Here is a 16,253-nt window from a genome sequence, read left to right as displayed (position 1 = left end):
GTGTAAGTCTCGCCGGCCTTCCATTTTTCAGGCTGCCGCATGTTGCGGACCTGCTGCAGCGAATGGGTCGTTGGCGGCGCTGCTTCGATTGCCTTCCTGGCCGGCATTGCCTGCGGCGGCACGGTCTCTCCTTCCGGTCGTCCCTGGCTGCCCGGGACGTGGTCCTGCGAGCCGCCGCGCACCCATGGCAGGACGTACGCTTCGCCCGTCTCCGGGTCCCGATACAGAATATGCGACTTGTCCATCAGCTCCGGTTCGTCGCCGCGCGCCTTTGGTCCGTCGGCCGGCGGCACATAAACCCGCTCCGGACTGGCCGGCCCGGTGCCCAGCACTGTGGCGGCGATCACATTGCCGCTCTCGTCCTGAAGCTGCAGGGTTCTTGGCGGGCGTTTACCGGCCGACGCAGCGTTGGCGGCGCCAGCGGCCGCGTCTTGCCCAGGCGCAGGGTTGCCTGCCGGCGGTGCTGGCCGTCGAAACAAAAGAGGCCGGTCTGAAGGCGAAGGAGCAACTCCTTGCCTTTGATACCAGCGCGCAAGCGGCTGTTGCTGGTCGGATGGCGCCAGATAGACAAATTCCGGCGGCGGCATCTCAATTGGTTTTGCCTGTGTCTCGAGGAAGTCTCGGACGGCGCTCATCGCGCCAGGCGGAATGAAAGCTTCATCCTCAAGCGACAGCAACGTGGATTGGCGGAACGCCTCAATATCGGCCTTCTGACTGGGTGTCGCCGTCGTTTCGAGTTCATCCAGCCATTTTGCGAACGACGCCCGGCCGCCTCTCGGAAATGCGATACCTCCTCCCATGTCAGCTCGCTGGTCGAGCTCATGCAGCCAGCGCGGAACCGCTATTTCCACAGGCAGTGTGTCGCCAAAGGTAAATCCACGTCTAACGAAATCGGCTTTCGCGACGATCGGGGCGACCTCAGGCAAATTCGTTCGATAAAAGAACCTGATCTCGCCTGTGAAGGCCAATGGCAATTGCAGGAACGGGACCGAGGGCACGCGGAATTTGAGGGCTGGGCTCCGTACCGCAAGCGTGACGTCTAGTGTCGAGGCGACAGCCTCGCGCTTGCCAAAAAGGTTGACGTAGATCGGACCGTCCGAGCGAACGTAATGATTGTAGGGCGCAGGCAATTTGCGCAGGATGATGCGATCGGGACTTGGCAGGAATTTGTGGAATGCCTCGTTGACGATGACCTCGAGCCGGCTTGCGCCGGGATTCCAGACGCGTCGACTTTTTCCCGTGAGATCGACAATTGTCTCTCCCAGTGCCAATCCGGGAACAGCAGATTGCCGCATCCCGCTTTCTGAGCCAGGAATGAACAACATCGATTTCTGAGCATCGATTTCTCCCGACGCCACCAGTGCCCGGATCGTGCTGATGTCAGGATGGTCGGCAAGCGCCTGCGCCGTGTTCTTGTCTTTCACGACGAATTGGGCCCTCAACCGGAGGCGGTCAAGTACTCCCCTGTTTGCGTCGACGAAATCTGAATTGACGATGGTTCCCTTGGGCAATGTTGCGTTCATCGCCACTTCGTATCGCTTCTCGACGCTCAGCAAACTCGTCAGATAATACTTGTCTTCGAGATAAACCTTCCGATACGGAACATCGCCATCGAACTCAGAGAATTCGGTCTTGCCGTCCGCCATTTGACGGAAAAAGTCGCTTTCACCATTCCTCAAAGTTGCCGACTTTGAGCGAAGGGCGAGGCTGAATGTGAGCTCCAGGGCCCAACCCTTATTCCCTGCCTGACCCTCGACACGGGCAGAACGCGGCATAACCGTGAAGACAGAATCCGGGGCGTCGCCGAACAGCCCCTGACGGGCCGCGTTGAGAAGATCCTCCCCTTTGAATTGAAAGGCGGTCTGGCGCTGAACTTTGAGACCGAGTTGTGCGAGCGTGATATTGCGATGCTCGTTCGGGCGAATGGAGATCCCTAGTTCCTTGCCGAGTGTGTAGCGTACCGGTTCGAGCGACCCGTATTTGACGCTGTCGGCAAATGACTGCCAAAGGGCACGATAGCCGCTGCGTGTTCCGAACCCCACCATGTATGACCGCCAGGTCGGCGATCCTAGCTGAAGTGCCTCGGGCACACCCGGGATCGAATGGACAGCCAGGTTTAGCGGATCGGAATTGAAGCGGACGCGACCGAGCGCCGATATCCTGAAGTCCGGCCAGTTCTTCTGTTTGGCCGGCTCGACCCCTGCCGGTGGGTTGGCGCCAGCAGCTGCGCTTTCGTCCACCTCTCTCCGCAGCGTTTGTGGAATGCCATCCGGACCATAGCGCTCGGCCAGCTCACGGCTGGAATAGTAGCCTTGCTCCCGCTCGTAACGGGCCACGAGCTGCTCGGTGGTCAAGCCGTCGAGATAGGCCGAGGGCGTCGTCGGATCCTTGCCACTGGTGTAGACATACCCGCTCGTGTCGCGTTCAGGTGTGCCGGTGAACCTGCGTGTCTCCGGGTCCCATACAAGATGCAAGGCGCCGTCCGTCACGATCGGCTTGTTCGGCACGATGATAGGATCGCCGCCAGCGGGGATGGATGAGCTTCGCACGGCCGAGCCGTCCGGATCGCGGCCCGGCAGCATGGTCGGGTCATCGGCGCCTGGCTCATGCAACACGATCGGCTGCGACAGCTGGCCGTCGCCTGATAGATCATTCCTGTCGCCCGCGGGTGGCGGCGGGTTCTGGCCCTCTGATTCGCCGGCCGGCAGCGCGCGCTGGCCGGTTGGATTTCCGGCGTCCGCCGCGTTACCGAAACCTTCGCGAGCACCGAAACCATATCCCTGCTGGTCGCTGGTTTCGCCGATCACCTCGCCCTGGATAACGATCTCATTCGGGTCCGGCATGACGTGTTCGCCGGTGGGCCTGTAGACACCGTCCGGGCCCATCGCGTAGACGGCCCGCGGTCGCGGTCCCGAATCCGCTCCGCCAGGCGGTGGGGAGCCTGGCGGCGGAGACCCCGGCGGTGGAGTCCCGTCGCCGCCCCGAGGGCCGGCCGCTCCAGGCATATTGTACAGCAGCGAGCGGCCGCCCAGGCCGGTGCCGACCGCACCCGTACCGATGCCCATGATGGCGTTCGCAAGTTCGGCAAAGGACATTTCGCCGCCATGCTCGGCCAGATCCTCCGCCGATCTGGCAAGCACCGGAACACCCGTGACAACGCCGCCGACATCAAGGCCCCAGGCTGTGGTGGTCAGCTTGCTGCCGCTTTGCAGATAGTTCGCTGCCTGTTCGGCATATGAGGATTGCGTTACGTTTACGCGGAATTTGCCAATGCCCCAGCTGGCGTCGCTCATCCGCGCCATCCCGAAACCGCCAGCGAAAGCCTCGGACGTGGACAAGCCGGCCCTTGCCAGGCCGAACGTGCGCAGGGCACCGGCGCCTACCGGCAGGAACGCAGTCACGCCGGTCGCGATATTCCAGGCCGACTGGCTATCGAAGTCGCCGCCCTGAAGCAGGTGCTCACCTTCCTTGTACAGAGTCTTGCCGCCAAGAGCGGCACCGGAGGTGATCGCGATGGGAATGGCCCATTGACCGCCTGGAACGAACGAGACGATGGTGGCGGCGCCAGCCACGATGCCAAGACCGATGTCGGTGGCCTTGTCCCAGAAATCCACCTTGCGCGCGTCGGCGACCTCCAGTTCGTCGAGTGAGAATCCGTCGGCGCCGAGTCTCATGTCGCCGCCCCTGGCCAGGATCAGCTTGCCCTTCTCGCTGAAGATGCGGTTCTCGTGCTGGAATTCGTCGAAACTGCCGTAGTATTTGCCGGAGCTGTCGACATAGCCGACGTCTTTTCCATCGCTCCTGATCGCGAATAATGCTGTCGACGATTCCATCCCGCCATCAAGCGAGAACATCGGAACGAACTTGACCTCTGCGTCTTCGCCGGCGCGGTCAGTGATTTCACCGGTAACCTTTGCGACCCCCTCGCTCGATGCATCGAGACCGAGCGCGCGGGCAACCGCGCCGCTGAGTTCGCCAGGCTTGTATTGCTTGTATTCGCCGGTGAACCCGTTCTCGTACAACCGGTTGAGCTGAACCTGGTAGCCGGCGAGCGCCTGATCCCTGTGCTCCTCAAAATACGTGTTCTTGAGCCGCGCCTCATGCTCCTCGTTGCCATATGTCAGAAGCTTGGGGCTGCTTGCATAGAAGCTGTACCAGTCGCGCGCCGCCACCATCGCAGGGCGGATATCCTCCGCCCAGGTCTCCAATTGAGACTTCTCGGTTTCAGCCAAACCCCTGTCGATTTCCGCGGCCGCCACTTCGGGGTGCACCCAAAGCCACTGGCCACCTATCTCGATCCGGACCGACTTGCCGCTGGCACCGATTGCGCCCGCTCCTTCCTTCTCGTAGGCAGCGGCAACGTCCGGTGCGACCCAAAGATCGCGACCGTTTACAGTGATCTTGACCGGCGTCTCGCCTGGTTGGAGCGTGCCGGTGGGCGCTTCTACCGTTCCCCCGCCATGCTCGGCGATGGCATTGTCGCGAGCCGTCGTCGCGTCGACGAGCCTAGTTTTTGCATCTTGCAGCTGTGCGTCAAACCGCTCGACCTGCACGCCGATGATGTTGGATTTGGCGGCCGCCAGCGCCGATTGCGAACCTGTTCCGGAGGGCGTGCAGACCGGCGCCGACGTCGGGCTTTGCGTCGACGCCATTAACTCCTGCCACTGCTTGTTGAGCGGATCGTTGCGGAAATCGTCCCTGATATTCTTGTCGTCGAGATCGTATGTCAGAGCATATTTCAGGACTGGCGTGTCATTGCCGTTCTCATCGCTGAAAACATCATTCTCGTAGGTGTTTACGAGATAGAGCTGTCCATTTTCCTCGATCACTTCCTGCGACTTCAGGTTGCCGGTGTTCTCGCCTGCACCGTTCGTGTAGCCGTCCCAATCAAAATGGTGCGGATTTCTCTGCATCGCTTGCGCGATCAAGCCTTGCTTGATCGGCTCGACCCGCACGGCAAGGTCGGCCGCATCTTTTTGCGCAACTCCAAATTGCTCATACGCCTCAGCCAGGGTCACCTGGCTGGCTGCCGCCTCCTGCATCGCTCTCAGGTTCTCGAGCCTGCCATTGATTTCGGTATGCTCGGGGCTTCCGGGCTTGGCCTCGGCAAGCTCCAGCTCTGTTGCACCGACCATCTGGTCGATCGTGGCCTTGTTGCCTCGCGCAGTGTGCAGCGCCGCGTTGATAAAGAGCTGTGCGGCTTCGGCGTGCTCAGCTTTGCCCTGAAGGTTGATTTCCTCACTGGTAGGCCCGCCGGGAGCCCCTACGGACGGCTTGCTCGGATCGCTGAGCACCGGCAGCGTCGCCTGCTTGTCGATGGCGTCAAGGAGGCTCCTCTCGCCCTCCTCGTACTCAGCCCGGGCAGTGCTGGCACTTTGAAGCATGTTGTTGGCGGTGGTCAGCCGCGCTTGCGCATCTGCAAGCGTGCCTTTCGGCTCGGGGGCCTGCCATTGCAGCCCATACGGCGCCAAGACCCTGTCAAGTGTCGTCCCGGCACTCGTCATGGCTCCGCTATATTCGGGATCCAGGGCATAGACGTCGAGTTGGGCTGCGCTCTGCCCAGGCTTTGCCTGTGCTTCGCCGAGGCGCGCTATCACAGCGTTCTCGGCGGCGATCGCCCGCGCAACTTCCGGATCGAACCATTGCCAGCTCCCGTCGACCATCAGCGGCACCCATTTGCCGCCTGACGGAGCCGTGGCCGACGGCGGCTCGCCGAACGGGCCGACCGATGTGGCGCTGCCGTCGAGATTCGGCGTCGCAGGCTTGCCGCCGCCATATTGCTCGATTGCGTCCCTTACTGCTTGCTGCGCGTCTGCGGCTTGCTGGGCAAGCTCGGGACTTGCCCCGCCGAGCACGCCTTCCAGAATCGTCTTGAGAACCGTGTCGGCCTTGGCCTGTTCGGGATCTCTGCTCTGCGGATTGATCGATAGCAGCAGTTCGGCCAACGCCTGCTGCGCCGTGCCAACCTCGATCTTCAGGTCGCTGCCGGTGCTGTTGTTGTGCAGCGTCATGCTGCCGTCGGGCCCGGTGGTCAGCGTGTAGCCGTTGAAGGTGACTTCCACGGTCGTGCGCGTACCGTTTTCGATGGTGATCTTTTCACCGACGTGGATGACGTTCGGGTCGCGAGCGGAGCTGAAAAGCTCAGGATTCGTCCGTCTGAGATCATCCAGCGATACGCCATATTGCCGCGCGATCAGGGTCAGGCTGTCGCCCGGCTTGACCTCGTATACGACAGGTTCGCCGCCGTTGATCTCCTCGGTGGTCGTCGTCGTCACCCGGCCGTCCTTGTCGGTGACGATCTTGGTTTCAGTTCCGGTCCGCGGATCGACGATCGTGGTGGTGGTCTCGCCAGTCTCGGTGTTGCGGACGCTGTGGCGGGTCCTGCCGTTGCCATCGACGGACTGCGACGTTTCCTGGCCGTCGGCGGTGGTCACGACGGTGCGTTGGTCATGCTGATAGTCGTGCGAGTAGACAGTCTTGTCGCCGGTGTGCGGATCGACGATCTCGACAGACTGTACGTCGCCGTTGTCGCTGGTCGGTTGCTGCGTGGTCACCTTATAGCCAGCGGCCTGCAATTCGGCGATTACCTGCTCGCTGGTGAGGCCATTTTCCCGTGCGATCTGCTCGATGCTTTTTCCGTCGGCGAGACCGTTCTTGATGTTCTGGGTGCTGGCGCCACCAGGATCCTGGGAGGGCCTCAGAATAGTCTTGCGACCGTCCGGACCGGTGACGGTGGTTACGGGAAGCGCCGGGCCGACGCCCGGCGTTACCGTTTCCACCGAGGCACCATTGGGCAGCGACGTCCGCTCGGTGACGGTGCCGGTGCCGAGATCGTCTTCATACCGCGTCGTGATGGCGCCGGTATCGGGATTGTAGCTGCTGGTTTCCTTGCGCCCGAGCCCGTCGCGGACCGGCGTGGTGGTTGCCGCGCCGTTGGGTTGTGCCTGGACGCTCGTATAGTAGCTGTCGTGCTGATAGTCGTAATATTGGGTGACGGTGCGGCCGCCGGCATCCGTGATCTTCGTCGTCTGCACGTCGCCGTTGCCGCTCGTCGGGTCGGTGGTCGACACGGTCATTCCGCCGGATCTGAGCGCGGCGATGACCTGTTCGCGCGTCATGCCGCGGGCGGACGCAATCTGGTCGATGCTCTTGCCGCCGGTGACGTCGTTGACAATGTTGCGGGCGGTAGTCGCGTCCCTGGGATTCTCTTCGGCCGCGCCCCCATCAAGTTTCACTGGCGTCACCGCGGGTGCGGCAAGATCGGGTTGCACATAGAGAGCCGGCGCCACCGTCGCGCCATTGCCTGAGGTGCCGGTGCTGGCATTGACGCCCGGCGTCGCCGGAGCCGCAACCGGTGGCGGTTGAAGGGAACTGAGTTGCGTGTTCACCTGCGCCAGTTCCTGGCGTGCCTGTGCCGCCCAATCACGCTCGCCCATTCTGTTGGCGAGCCTGATCTGCTCCCGCAACTGTGCCGCCTGTGCCTCCAGCCGCGCTATCTCAGCGGTGTTTGCCTTGGCGTTGACCCTTTGCGGCTGGACGGGCGGCTTGGTGAGCGTTATCGGGCGAACCATCTGGACGACCTCCGGAAATCACTGTTGCCGGCAGCCCGGCTGCCGTCACGCCCGCCCCGACAGCACCCGTTCCAATGCTATCTGGGGGGCTTCCAATAAATGCCGAAAGCAGCAAGCTGCCCTTCCGACTGCTTTACTCGATCTGCGGCATTCACCTCGGACTGCGCAGCCGTCAGTGCCGCCAGAATTTCGACGGCGGCGAAGGCAGGCGCGAGGCTGCGGAAGAACGACTGCGAGTTTGACGTGACGATAATTGCTTCCCGCGCGATCCGGGCCAGCGGCGACACGCTGCTGTCGGTGATTGCCACCACGCCGACACCTTGGCGGACCGACTGGCGCGCCACTTCGATGGTCGTGCGCTCATAAGGCGACATGCCCACAGCCAGAAGCACGTCGCCACCTCCGGCATGCTGCAGGACATCCAGACCCGCGCCGCCCATCTCGCCGACGAGCGTAACCTTGCGGTCGCCATCGACCAGAAACGACATGATGTCAGCGCAATGGCTCGCCACCGGATAGCGCGACGCGAGGACGAACAGATTGGCGGACCGCGCAAGCAAGCCGGCGGCGGCGATCAATTGCATGGCACTGCCATATTCGCCGAGACTTGCAATCTGTGCCGCGAGCGTATCGGCAACGACCCCGACCGTCGAATATCCCGGATCGCCATCCTGCTTGCCCTGCCGCGCCGGCTCACCAACGATTGTCTCACGAAGCGCGCGCGCATAGAGGCTGCGCATGTCCTCGTAGCCATCTAGGCCAAGCCATCGCGCCAGCCGCATCATCGTGCTGTGCGAAACACCGGCCTGGTGCGCCTGCTCGCGCATCGACATCAGCGCGACATCCTTGGGATGGTCGAGCACGAAACGCGCGGCGACCCGCAACTGCGGCGGCATATTCTCGAACCGTTCGACTAACAGCTCGGCCAAAGGACCTTTTTCCATTTTTGAATACCCCATTCACCCGGCTTGGAGGTTACTCCTTGAACGCCGGCAACGCAACAGTTGGAACTGCAGTGGCTCAAATATTCCAAATGGACTTTCATTTTCGGCCATACTGCCTTAAGCTGCCTTGGCAACGTGCCGGATCGCAGCTGTGTGAATCCCGGCGCTTGCAACTTGAATTTCTCGCAAGGAGACAATGATGGCTGCTACCCCTCCCATTACGTCCGGCTCTGCAGGGTCGCCGGAACAGAACCTGGACAAGATGATCAAGCACCAGGAGCGCATGTTTGGCCTGGAGATCACGAAAGAGATCGCGAAATCCCAGCATGACATGCTGATGAGCACCGCGAGGACGCTCGGCCAGTCGGCTGAGAAGGCTTAAGGCAAGGTTCCGCGACCCGATGCGCCGCCGCGAGCAACCGGCGGCGCACTTGTACGGCAGGATTTTTCAACACCGGCGTCAGGCTGCATTTGAAATCGTCATCGGCGGGAGATGAAGTGGCATGACCGATACTCCTATCGGCAGGTATCTGGATGCGGCACCGGCGCGCCGGTTGCGGTCGATCATCGCCCGCTCGCCGGCATCCGGACACTCCGTTGTGCTCAGCGTCACGCACGGATTCCACACCGGCGCCGAACTCAGCTTGGTCGAGCCGCAGTATACGATCGGCTCCAGCACGGAGTCGGACATTGTTCTCAGAGACGCCGGCATCGCGCCGGTCCACGCAAGGCTGCGGCGCAAGGGCGGCCAATTTGAGATCGAAGCCGTCGGCGGCGATGTCGCGCTCGCCACAGGCGAGACCATCCATGAAGGCCACGGCAGCCGCTGCAGGCTGCCGCTCACGATCGGCGTCGGCGATGCCCGTATACGGCTGGTCAACCCGGAACGCCCCGCAAGTCGGTGGTCCTTTTCCAATCGCCCGCTCCTGGTCGCGGGCAGCGTTCTGTGCGCCGTATTCGCCCTCTCGCTCGCCGCGAACGGCCTCTCTCTCGCCAAGCCGGACATTGGCGAGATGCAACCCGCTCAAGATGGTGAACCGGTCAGAATGGCCTTTGCCGGCGAGACCGGGAAGGAAGTGCTGGACGATTCATCACCGGCGCAGCTGCAAACCGCCGCCGAAGCGGAAAGCCGGCTCAAGCAACGTCTGGAGCAATCCGGCATAAGCACCTTGACCGTTCAGCGATCGCCGGGGCGTCTCGTGGTCTCGGGCATGATCCCGAATGACAAGAGCGGCGTCTGGACGGAAACGCAATCCTGGTTCGACCAGGCGTTCGGCGCGCACATTCCGCTGGTCTCCAACGTCATGATCGGCGATGCGCAGCAGGCCCCGCGCCTGACGCTGCAGGCGATCTGGTATGGCGACCGGCCCTACGTCATCGCAGCCGACGGCGCCCGCTACCACGAAGGTGCATTCACCAATGATGGCTGGACCATCAAGCACATCGGCGAGACGGAACTTCTCCTGACGAAGGGCGGCGCCACGGTCGCGCTGAAATATCCGTGAACCGTCGGCTTGAAGGGCCACGACTCGATTCGGCAAGGATGGACATGGCTGGCCGCGAGGTGCGCCAGGCGGAAGGCGTGCGCGGCCAGGCTATCAACCGGCGACGGATGAATGGCGTCGACAAGGCCGCGAGCCGCGCTCAGGGAACGAAATCCGCCGCTGGTGCTGAAAGGCCGCAAACCGCGGAGTTCCAACCCTCCGGCGAGGCGGCTGGCGAATCGCTTGATGAGATCCTCATCAACTTCGTCATGCCCCGTATACCCGAGCCAGCCATCTTGCGGCGCTCCGTGCCTATCCTCCAGCATTTTGTGACACACCTGGTCCCCGACCTGGAGGGCGGCGAGCAGCTCAAGTCGCTTGCGAGAACGCTGATGGAGGATGAAATCGAGCGTCATCGCGACCTGCTTGGTCGCATGCAGGAAGGAATCGAAATCTGACCGGCCCGGATGACACGGTGCATCTGCTGCATGTCCTGGGCTTTCTCTACGGGTCTCACGGGCAGGCAAAGCGGGGCGCGGCGTATCTGCTCATCGCCGCGCAGCTGTCGCCGGGAAATGCCGGCGTGCTGAGGACATTGGCGCATCTGCTCATCCTCGATGGCGAGGCGGAAAAGGCGCTGGCCACGATTGCCAGGCTGGAGACCTTGGAAGGAATGGACCATCCGGCGCTTGCCTTGCTGAAGAGCCGCGCCTTGCTCGTGGCGGGGCGCAAGACCGAGGCGCACAGCGCCCTGCTGAGCTTCCTGTCGCAACGAGGCGTTCAATGACCATGACCGTGTCGGAGCGGCTTCTGCAATTCCTTGCCAGACTGTCACGCCGCAGCGATCTGGTCATCGCCGTCCTGCTGCTCGTCGCGGTGGTGATGATGCTCATTCCCTTGCCGACATTCCTCGTCGACATTCTCATCACCGCCAATATCGCCATCAGCGTGCTCATCCTGCTGGCATCGTTTTACGTTTCCCATCCGCTGCAGTTCTCGTCGCTGCCGTCGGTCATCCTCATCGCCACCTTGTTCCGGCTGGCGATCACGATCACGACGACGCGACTGATCCTGCTGCAGGCCGATGCTGGCGAGATCATTACCGCCTTCGGCACCTTTGTCGTCGGCGGCAGCATTGCGGTCGGCCTGGTCATCTTCCTGATCATCACCATCGCGCAGTTCATCGTGGTCGCGCGCGGTGCCGAGCGCGTCGCCGAAGTGGCGGCGCGCTTCACGCTCGATGCGCTTCCAGGCAAGCAGATGAGTATCGATGCGGAACTGCGCAACGGCGATATCGATCAGACGGAGGCACGTCGTCTGCGCCAGCAGCTGGAGCGCGAGAGCCAGCTGTTCGGCGCGATGGACGGCGCCATGAAATTCGTCAAGGGCGATGTCATCGCCGGCATCGTGATCATCCTGGTCAACCTGATCGGCGGTTTCGCGGTCGGGACGCTGCAGCACGACATGTCCCTCGGTGACGCGGCCGCGACCTACTCGCTGCTGACCGTGGGTGACGGGCTGGTGGCGCAAATACCGGCACTGCTCGTCGCGGTGGCCGCAGGCACGATGGTGACGCGCGTCGGCAGCGCCGACGGTGCGGGCGACCTTGGCCGGCAAATTACCAGCCAGCTGCTGCGCGACTCCCGAGCACTCGGTCTTGCCGCGGTGATCATGGTCGGCCTTGCCATCGTGCCAGGTTTTCCGTCGATCGTGTTCCTGATCCTCGGCGCCAGCTTCGGTGCCGGCGCCTACGCAATCAGTCGCCGTACCGCCCGGGAATCCGAGCCTGACGACGACGCCGGCCAGATCGTAACGCGCGAACAACCGGGGAATTCCGCGGCGCTTTCAGCAATCCCTACCGGAACGCTGCCTTCGTCCTACCGCATCGTCGTGCGCTTCGGAGCCGAACTCGGGCGCTCGATCCCTGAGCCCGAATTTGCCGCGCTGGCCGATGGCGTGCGCCGCGAGCTCTTCGGCGATCTCGGTATCGACGTTCCGGCCATCGGCATGCAGGTCGACGAGATGCTTTCATCACGAAGCATCCGCGTCGATCTGGAAGGCGCGCCGATCCTGGATGCCGAAATTCCTGCCGACCGCGTTCTCGTCGAGGCGGATGCGACGCACCTCGACCTGCTCGAGGTGACTTACGAAGACGGCTCGTCGATTGCCGGTCAGCGTAGATTCGCGTGGGTCGATGACAGCCAGATAGCGGCATTGAAGGAGGCCGGCTTCGCCTTTTCCGCACCAGCGGAAACGGCGGCCAAGTGGACCGGAAATGCACTGCGGCTCTATGCCGGCCATTTCGTCGGGATTCAGGAGACACGCAGGCTCCTGTCAGACATCGAGCCGGACTACGCGGATCTGGTCAGGCAGGCCCAGGAGATCGTGCCGCTGCAGAAGATCGCGGAAGTGCTCCGCCGGCTTGTCGGCGAAAACGTGCCGATCCGCAATCTGCGCCTCATCCTCGAAGCGCTGATCGAATGGGGCCAGCGCGAACAGGACGTTGTCCTGCTGACGGAATATGTCCGCACATCCCTGAAGCGCCAGATCAGCTTCCGCTCCGCCGGCCGCAACAACATCATCGCGGCCTATGTGCTGCAGCGGTCGGCCGAGGATATCCTGCGCAACGCGGTGCAAAGCGCATCGACCGGCACATTCCTGAACCTTTCGGACGATGACGCGCAGGCCCTGGTCACCGAGATCGAGCGAGCCCTGTCGCAGAGCTCCATCGATGTCTCGCCGGTCGTGCTTGCCGCGATGGACGTGCGCCGGCATATGCGCAGCCTGCTGATGCACAATGCCATCGAGCTTCCGGTTCTGTCGTTCCAGGAACTCGCGCAGGAATTCAACGTCCAGCCCCTGGCCACGATCACCGGCCGCACCGGCAGGGCCGGCGCGCGCTCGCAGGCGCTGCCGTCGGCTCAGGCGAAAGCCGGGCAAGAGGCTGCCTCATGACGAGATTGCAACATGGCCGAAGAAGCTGAGGAAAAGAAGTTACCGGCGTCGGACAAGAAGCTTCGCGACGCTCGCCGCAAGGGCCAGGTTTCGCAGAGCCGCGACCTGGTCTCCGGCTTCACGTTTCTCGCGGCGCTCGGCTATCTCTATTTTTCCTGGCCGATGCTGTTCAAGCACCTTTCGGAACTCGTGCAGACCGTGACAGAGACCAGCGGCCCGTTCGCGGATGTCAGCCTGCGGGCCATCCGCCATTTTCTTTCGTTGCTGATGCTTGCCACATTGCCGCTGGTCGGGATCGTCGTCGTTCTCACCCTGGCCTTTGGCATGCTGGGGACGTTCGGGCCGGTCTTCTCGTTTGAGCCGCTGAAGCCGCAGTTCGATCACATAAACCCGGCGAAGGGCCTGCAGAAGATCCTGTCGCTCCGCAACGTCATCGAGTTCAGCAAGGGCCTGGTCAAGGTGATGTTGCTGGCAAGCCTCTTCGTATTCGTTCTGATCGCGTGGCTGCAACCGCTCTTCGATGCGCCGGGTTGCGGTCCGTCATGCCTGGAGCCGATCATCAAGGCGGTGCTGATACCCCTTGGCGTTGCCGCCGCGCTTGCCTTCGTCGTCATCGGCGTGATCGATGTTCCCATTCAGCGCTGGCTGTTCCTGCGCGACATGCGCATGACCACCACCGAATACAAGCGCGAGCACAAGGATCTCGAGGGAGATCCCTTGATCCGCCACGAACAGCAGCGGCAGCGGCGCGAAGCGGTGATGCAACCCGCGAAACTCGGCGTTGGAAATGCGGTAATCGTCTTCGTGTCCGGCGACCGCGCCGTGGCGTTGCGTTACCTCAAGGGTGAAACGCCGGTGCCGACGGTCGTCGGCAAGGGCCAAGGCCGCGCAGCCGACGAGATGGTAGCTCAGGCGCGTCAGGCACGTATCGCGATAGTCGAAGATGCGGCCGTCGCCGAACCACTCTTCGAGAATGCGGGCATCGGATCCTATATCGGCCAGCAGATGTTTTCGCCGGTCGTTCGCCATCTCGTCCGGCACGGACTCACTTGAGGTAAAAACGCGCGGTTGTTCTTAGCAAGTATCGTTCCCGCGAGCGACCGATCGGGGAACACGATGGGCGATCCGGCGAGCCGTCCGTCGGCAACGCGCTGGGCCATCGCGATCGGGCATCCTGCGTGTTCGCCACCTGTCAGCAGAAACTAAGCAGCATTGCTGTGCAGGCGGAGCGCTTCAGTTCGACTTGACGTCGAATTCGACCCTGCATCGCTGGCCGGCGGGCAAACGGTTGCCGGCATTGGGCAGCATGATGCGCACGCCGAACGTCCTGCTGGCCGCGTCCAATACCCGGTCGATCACCTGAACTGTGCCGACAAGGACTTCATCGCGCGGCTCGCTGACGGTCACCCGGACGGCGAGGCCGACGCTGAACTTGCTGTATTCGCTGTCGGCGACGAAGGCTTCGACGCTCAACGGGTCGAGCTGTGCGATCGTGGCCAGTTGCCCGTCCTGATCGAGGTACTCGCCGGCATACAGCTTGCGTTCCATGACAATACCGTCGATCGGACTGACGATAACCTTCTGGCCCAGCACGGTCTTTGCCCGGGCAAGCTCGAGTTCGAGAATGCGCTTGCGCGTTTCGGCGAGCGCCAGTTCGCGCTTGGAGACCTCCATTTGCGCGACCGCTTCCTCCACCGCATCCTGGGAGGTGACGTTCATGCTGGCCAACCGCTTGGAGCGGTCCATGCGGTTTACGGCCAGTTGGTATCGTGCCTGCTGGGCCTCGATTTCCGACGTGTTGGCCGCCTGCTCGGACATCAAGTCGATAGTCGACAGCTCGGTGTTGGCATTCAGCCGGGCCAGGATTTGACCCTTTTTGACAATGTCGCCACGATCGATCAGCACCTCCTCCAGAAGGCCAGGCACCGTGCCGCCGACACCCACCACGATCGAAGGATTGACGACGCAATCGAGCGCCGCCGCATGAGCGGCACCCGCCAGAAACACGGCAGCGATGGAGAAGATAGGTCGCAGCATTTGACGTGGCTCCCTGCCCGCCGCGGCCAGTCCAGCCGCCGGCCCAAGTCTATTCGGATTTGCCGGAGAAGGCGAGCAGCACACCCAGCCGCCGGTCCTGGTCGAGCAGGTCCTTTCGCTCCGCTGCATGCGCGCGCTCAGCGCGCATCTGCGCTATCCGAAACAGCGCAAGTGCGGCTCGGCGCCTGAACCAGGTTTGACTCCGGCTGGCCCATTCGACAAGGCGTGGCGGCGCGAGATCGAGGATCGGATCCTCCAGCGAAAGAATGTCCCGCGTTGACCCCCGGTCTCCCTTGCGCGCCGTCCGCCCTTCCATCTGCCGGTCGATCCGACGGGCATCGTGGCGCTCGCTCAGCACCACGTGAAGCCCGCCCATTGCGAGCGCCTCGGGATCGACCTTGATGTCCACGCCGCGCCCAGCCATGTTGGTCGCCACCGTCACCGTTCCGACACGACCCGCTCCCGCGATGACTTTCGCTTCGTCCTCGCTCTGCTCGGCATTCAGCACGGCATGCTCGACGCCGGCGCGCCCGAGACATGCGCTGAGTTCCTGTGATGCAGAGACCGAACGCGTGCCGATCAGTACCGGCCGTCCGAGGGCCCGCATCGTCTCGACCTCCTGCACGATGCGGTTCCATTTCTCCTCGCGCGTCGCACACACAATTGTCGTGAGCTTCGCGCGCCGGGGCGGCACGTGTGTCGGCACTGCGAGAACCGACAGCCCGTAGACGGCGCCCAATTCGCCTTTGACCTCGTAGGCGGTGCCGGACATCCCGGCGAGGCGCAGATAGCGGCGAAAAAAGCGCTGGTACGTGATCCGCGCGGCGGTGCGTTTGCGCGGGGTCACTTTGCAGCCCTCCTTAAATTCGATCAACTGATGAAGGCCATCGCTCCATGTGCGGTCGGCCATGATGCGCCCGGTGAATTCGTCGACGATTTGAACAGTCTCGTCAGCGACCAGATAGTGTTCGCCGCGTCGGAAAAGCAGCAATGCGGAGAGTGCTTGCCTGGCCGATTCCTCGCGTCGGAGGCGGTTGCGCCAGTATCCATCGGCCGCCTCAGCGCGCGTCCAGAGCCTATCCTTGCCGGCTTCCGTCAATTCGATACGGCGCTGGTCCGGCAACAGCACGTAGTCGACATCCTGTTGCAGGTCCTCGATCAGACGAAATGTCTTTTCCGCCCAGTTGCGTTCGTCGACGGAATTGCTTTCCTGGGAGATGATCAGCGGCGTGCGCGCCTCGTCGACCAGCGCGCTGTCGGCC

General features: G+C 62.8%; 9 protein-coding genes and 1 pseudogene. 6 read left to right on the top strand and 4 right to left on the bottom strand.

What is annotated here, in order from left to right:
* Positions 1 to 7,571 (bottom strand): LysM domain-containing protein (locus EN742_RS06890; protein ID WP_148670042.1); only part of this gene is annotated, 7,571 nt, incomplete at its 3' end.
* A gap of 77 nt (positions 7,572 to 7,648) precedes the next feature.
* The gene (locus EN742_RS06885) at positions 7,649 to 8,467 is read right to left on the bottom strand and encodes a MurR/RpiR family transcriptional regulator (RefSeq protein ID WP_245492264.1); all 819 of its coding nucleotides are present in this window, start codon (positions 8,465 to 8,467) and stop codon (positions 7,649 to 7,651) included.
* A 247-nt stretch (positions 8,468 to 8,714) separates the two neighbouring features.
* Here EN742_RS06885 and EN742_RS06880 point away from each other — a divergent pair, with 247 nt between their 5' ends.
* The 6 genes from EN742_RS06880 to EN742_RS06855 all read left to right on the top strand — a co-directional run bounded on the left by EN742_RS06880 (position 8,715) and on the right by EN742_RS06855 (position 14,007).
* The gene (locus EN742_RS06880) at positions 8,715 to 8,897 is read left to right on the top strand and encodes a hypothetical protein (protein WP_126092905.1); all 183 of its coding nucleotides are present in this window, start codon (positions 8,715 to 8,717) and stop codon (positions 8,895 to 8,897) included.
* A 121-nt stretch (positions 8,898 to 9,018) separates the two neighbouring features.
* The gene (locus EN742_RS06875) at positions 9,019 to 10,020 is read left to right on the top strand and encodes an EscD/YscD/HrpQ family type III secretion system periplasmic domain-containing protein (RefSeq protein ID WP_127405064.1); all 1,002 of its coding nucleotides are present in this window, start codon (positions 9,019 to 9,021) and stop codon (positions 10,018 to 10,020) included.
* Between the two features lie 44 nt (positions 10,021 to 10,064).
* On the top strand, positions 10,065 to 10,457 hold the full coding sequence (locus tag EN742_RS06870) for a hypothetical protein (protein WP_245482229.1): 393 nt from the start codon (positions 10,065 to 10,067) through the stop codon (positions 10,455 to 10,457).
* Positions 10,458 to 10,474: 17 nt separating this feature from the next.
* Positions 10,475 to 10,786, top strand: coding sequence for a hypothetical protein (locus EN742_RS06865; RefSeq protein WP_245455579.1), 312 nt, complete (start codon positions 10,475 to 10,477; stop codon positions 10,784 to 10,786).
* On the top strand, positions 10,783 to 12,954 hold the full coding sequence (gene sctV, locus EN742_RS06860) for a type III secretion system export apparatus subunit SctV (RefSeq protein ID WP_245492263.1): 2,172 nt from the start codon (positions 10,783 to 10,785) through the stop codon (positions 12,952 to 12,954). The genes EN742_RS06865 and sctV overlap by 4 nt, the downstream gene beginning before the upstream one ends.
* 12 nt (positions 12,955 to 12,966) lie before the next feature.
* Entirely contained in the window at positions 12,967 to 14,007 is a 1,041-nt protein-coding gene (locus tag EN742_RS06855; protein ID WP_126056238.1) for an EscU/YscU/HrcU family type III secretion system export apparatus switch protein, read from the top strand.
* 180 nt (positions 14,008 to 14,187) lie between these two features.
* Here EN742_RS06855 and EN742_RS06850 read toward each other — a convergent pair whose 3' ends face one another.
* Both EN742_RS06850 and EN742_RS06845 read right to left on the bottom strand, forming a co-directional pair.
* Positions 14,188 to 14,991 carry an efflux RND transporter periplasmic adaptor subunit gene (locus tag EN742_RS06850; RefSeq protein WP_189347401.1) on the bottom strand — a complete coding sequence of 268 codons (804 nt, stop codon included), beginning with the start codon at positions 14,989 to 14,991 and terminating at the stop codon, positions 14,188 to 14,190.
* Positions 14,992 to 15,040: 49 nt separating this feature from the next.
* Positions 15,041 to 16,253, bottom strand: a pseudogene (locus tag EN742_RS06845) (prepilin peptidase); the annotation flags it as partial.

The sequence above is a fragment of the Mesorhizobium sp. M4A.F.Ca.ET.020.02.1.1 genome (assembly GCF_004022645.1).
Taxonomy (GTDB): Bacteria; Pseudomonadota; Alphaproteobacteria; order Rhizobiales; family Rhizobiaceae; genus Mesorhizobium.
Note: the sequence above shows the minus strand (reverse complement) of the source record. Positions and strands in the feature narration are given on the sequence as shown.

What these genes read in the sequence shown, in the direction of transcription:
- EN742_RS06885 (WP_245492264.1), bottom strand. Translation starts at nt 8,467, where the DNA reads ATGCCGCCGCAGTTGCGGGTCGCCGCGCGTTTCGTGCTCGACCATCCC.
- EN742_RS06880 (WP_126092905.1), top strand. Translation starts at nt 8,715, where the DNA reads ATGGCTGCTACCCCTCCCATTACGTCCGGCTCTGCAGGGTCGCCGGAA.
- EN742_RS06875 (WP_127405064.1), top strand. Translation starts at nt 9,019, where the DNA reads ATGACCGATACTCCTATCGGCAGGTATCTGGATGCGGCACCGGCGCGC.
- EN742_RS06870 (WP_245482229.1), top strand. Translation starts at nt 10,065, where the DNA reads ATGGCTGGCCGCGAGGTGCGCCAGGCGGAAGGCGTGCGCGGCCAGGCT.
- sctV (WP_245492263.1), top strand. Translation starts at nt 10,783, where the DNA reads ATGACCATGACCGTGTCGGAGCGGCTTCTGCAATTCCTTGCCAGACTG.
- EN742_RS06855 (WP_126056238.1), top strand. Translation starts at nt 12,967, where the DNA reads ATGGCCGAAGAAGCTGAGGAAAAGAAGTTACCGGCGTCGGACAAGAAG.
- EN742_RS06850 (WP_189347401.1), bottom strand. Translation starts at nt 14,991, where the DNA reads ATGCTGCGACCTATCTTCTCCATCGCTGCCGTGTTTCTGGCGGGTGCC.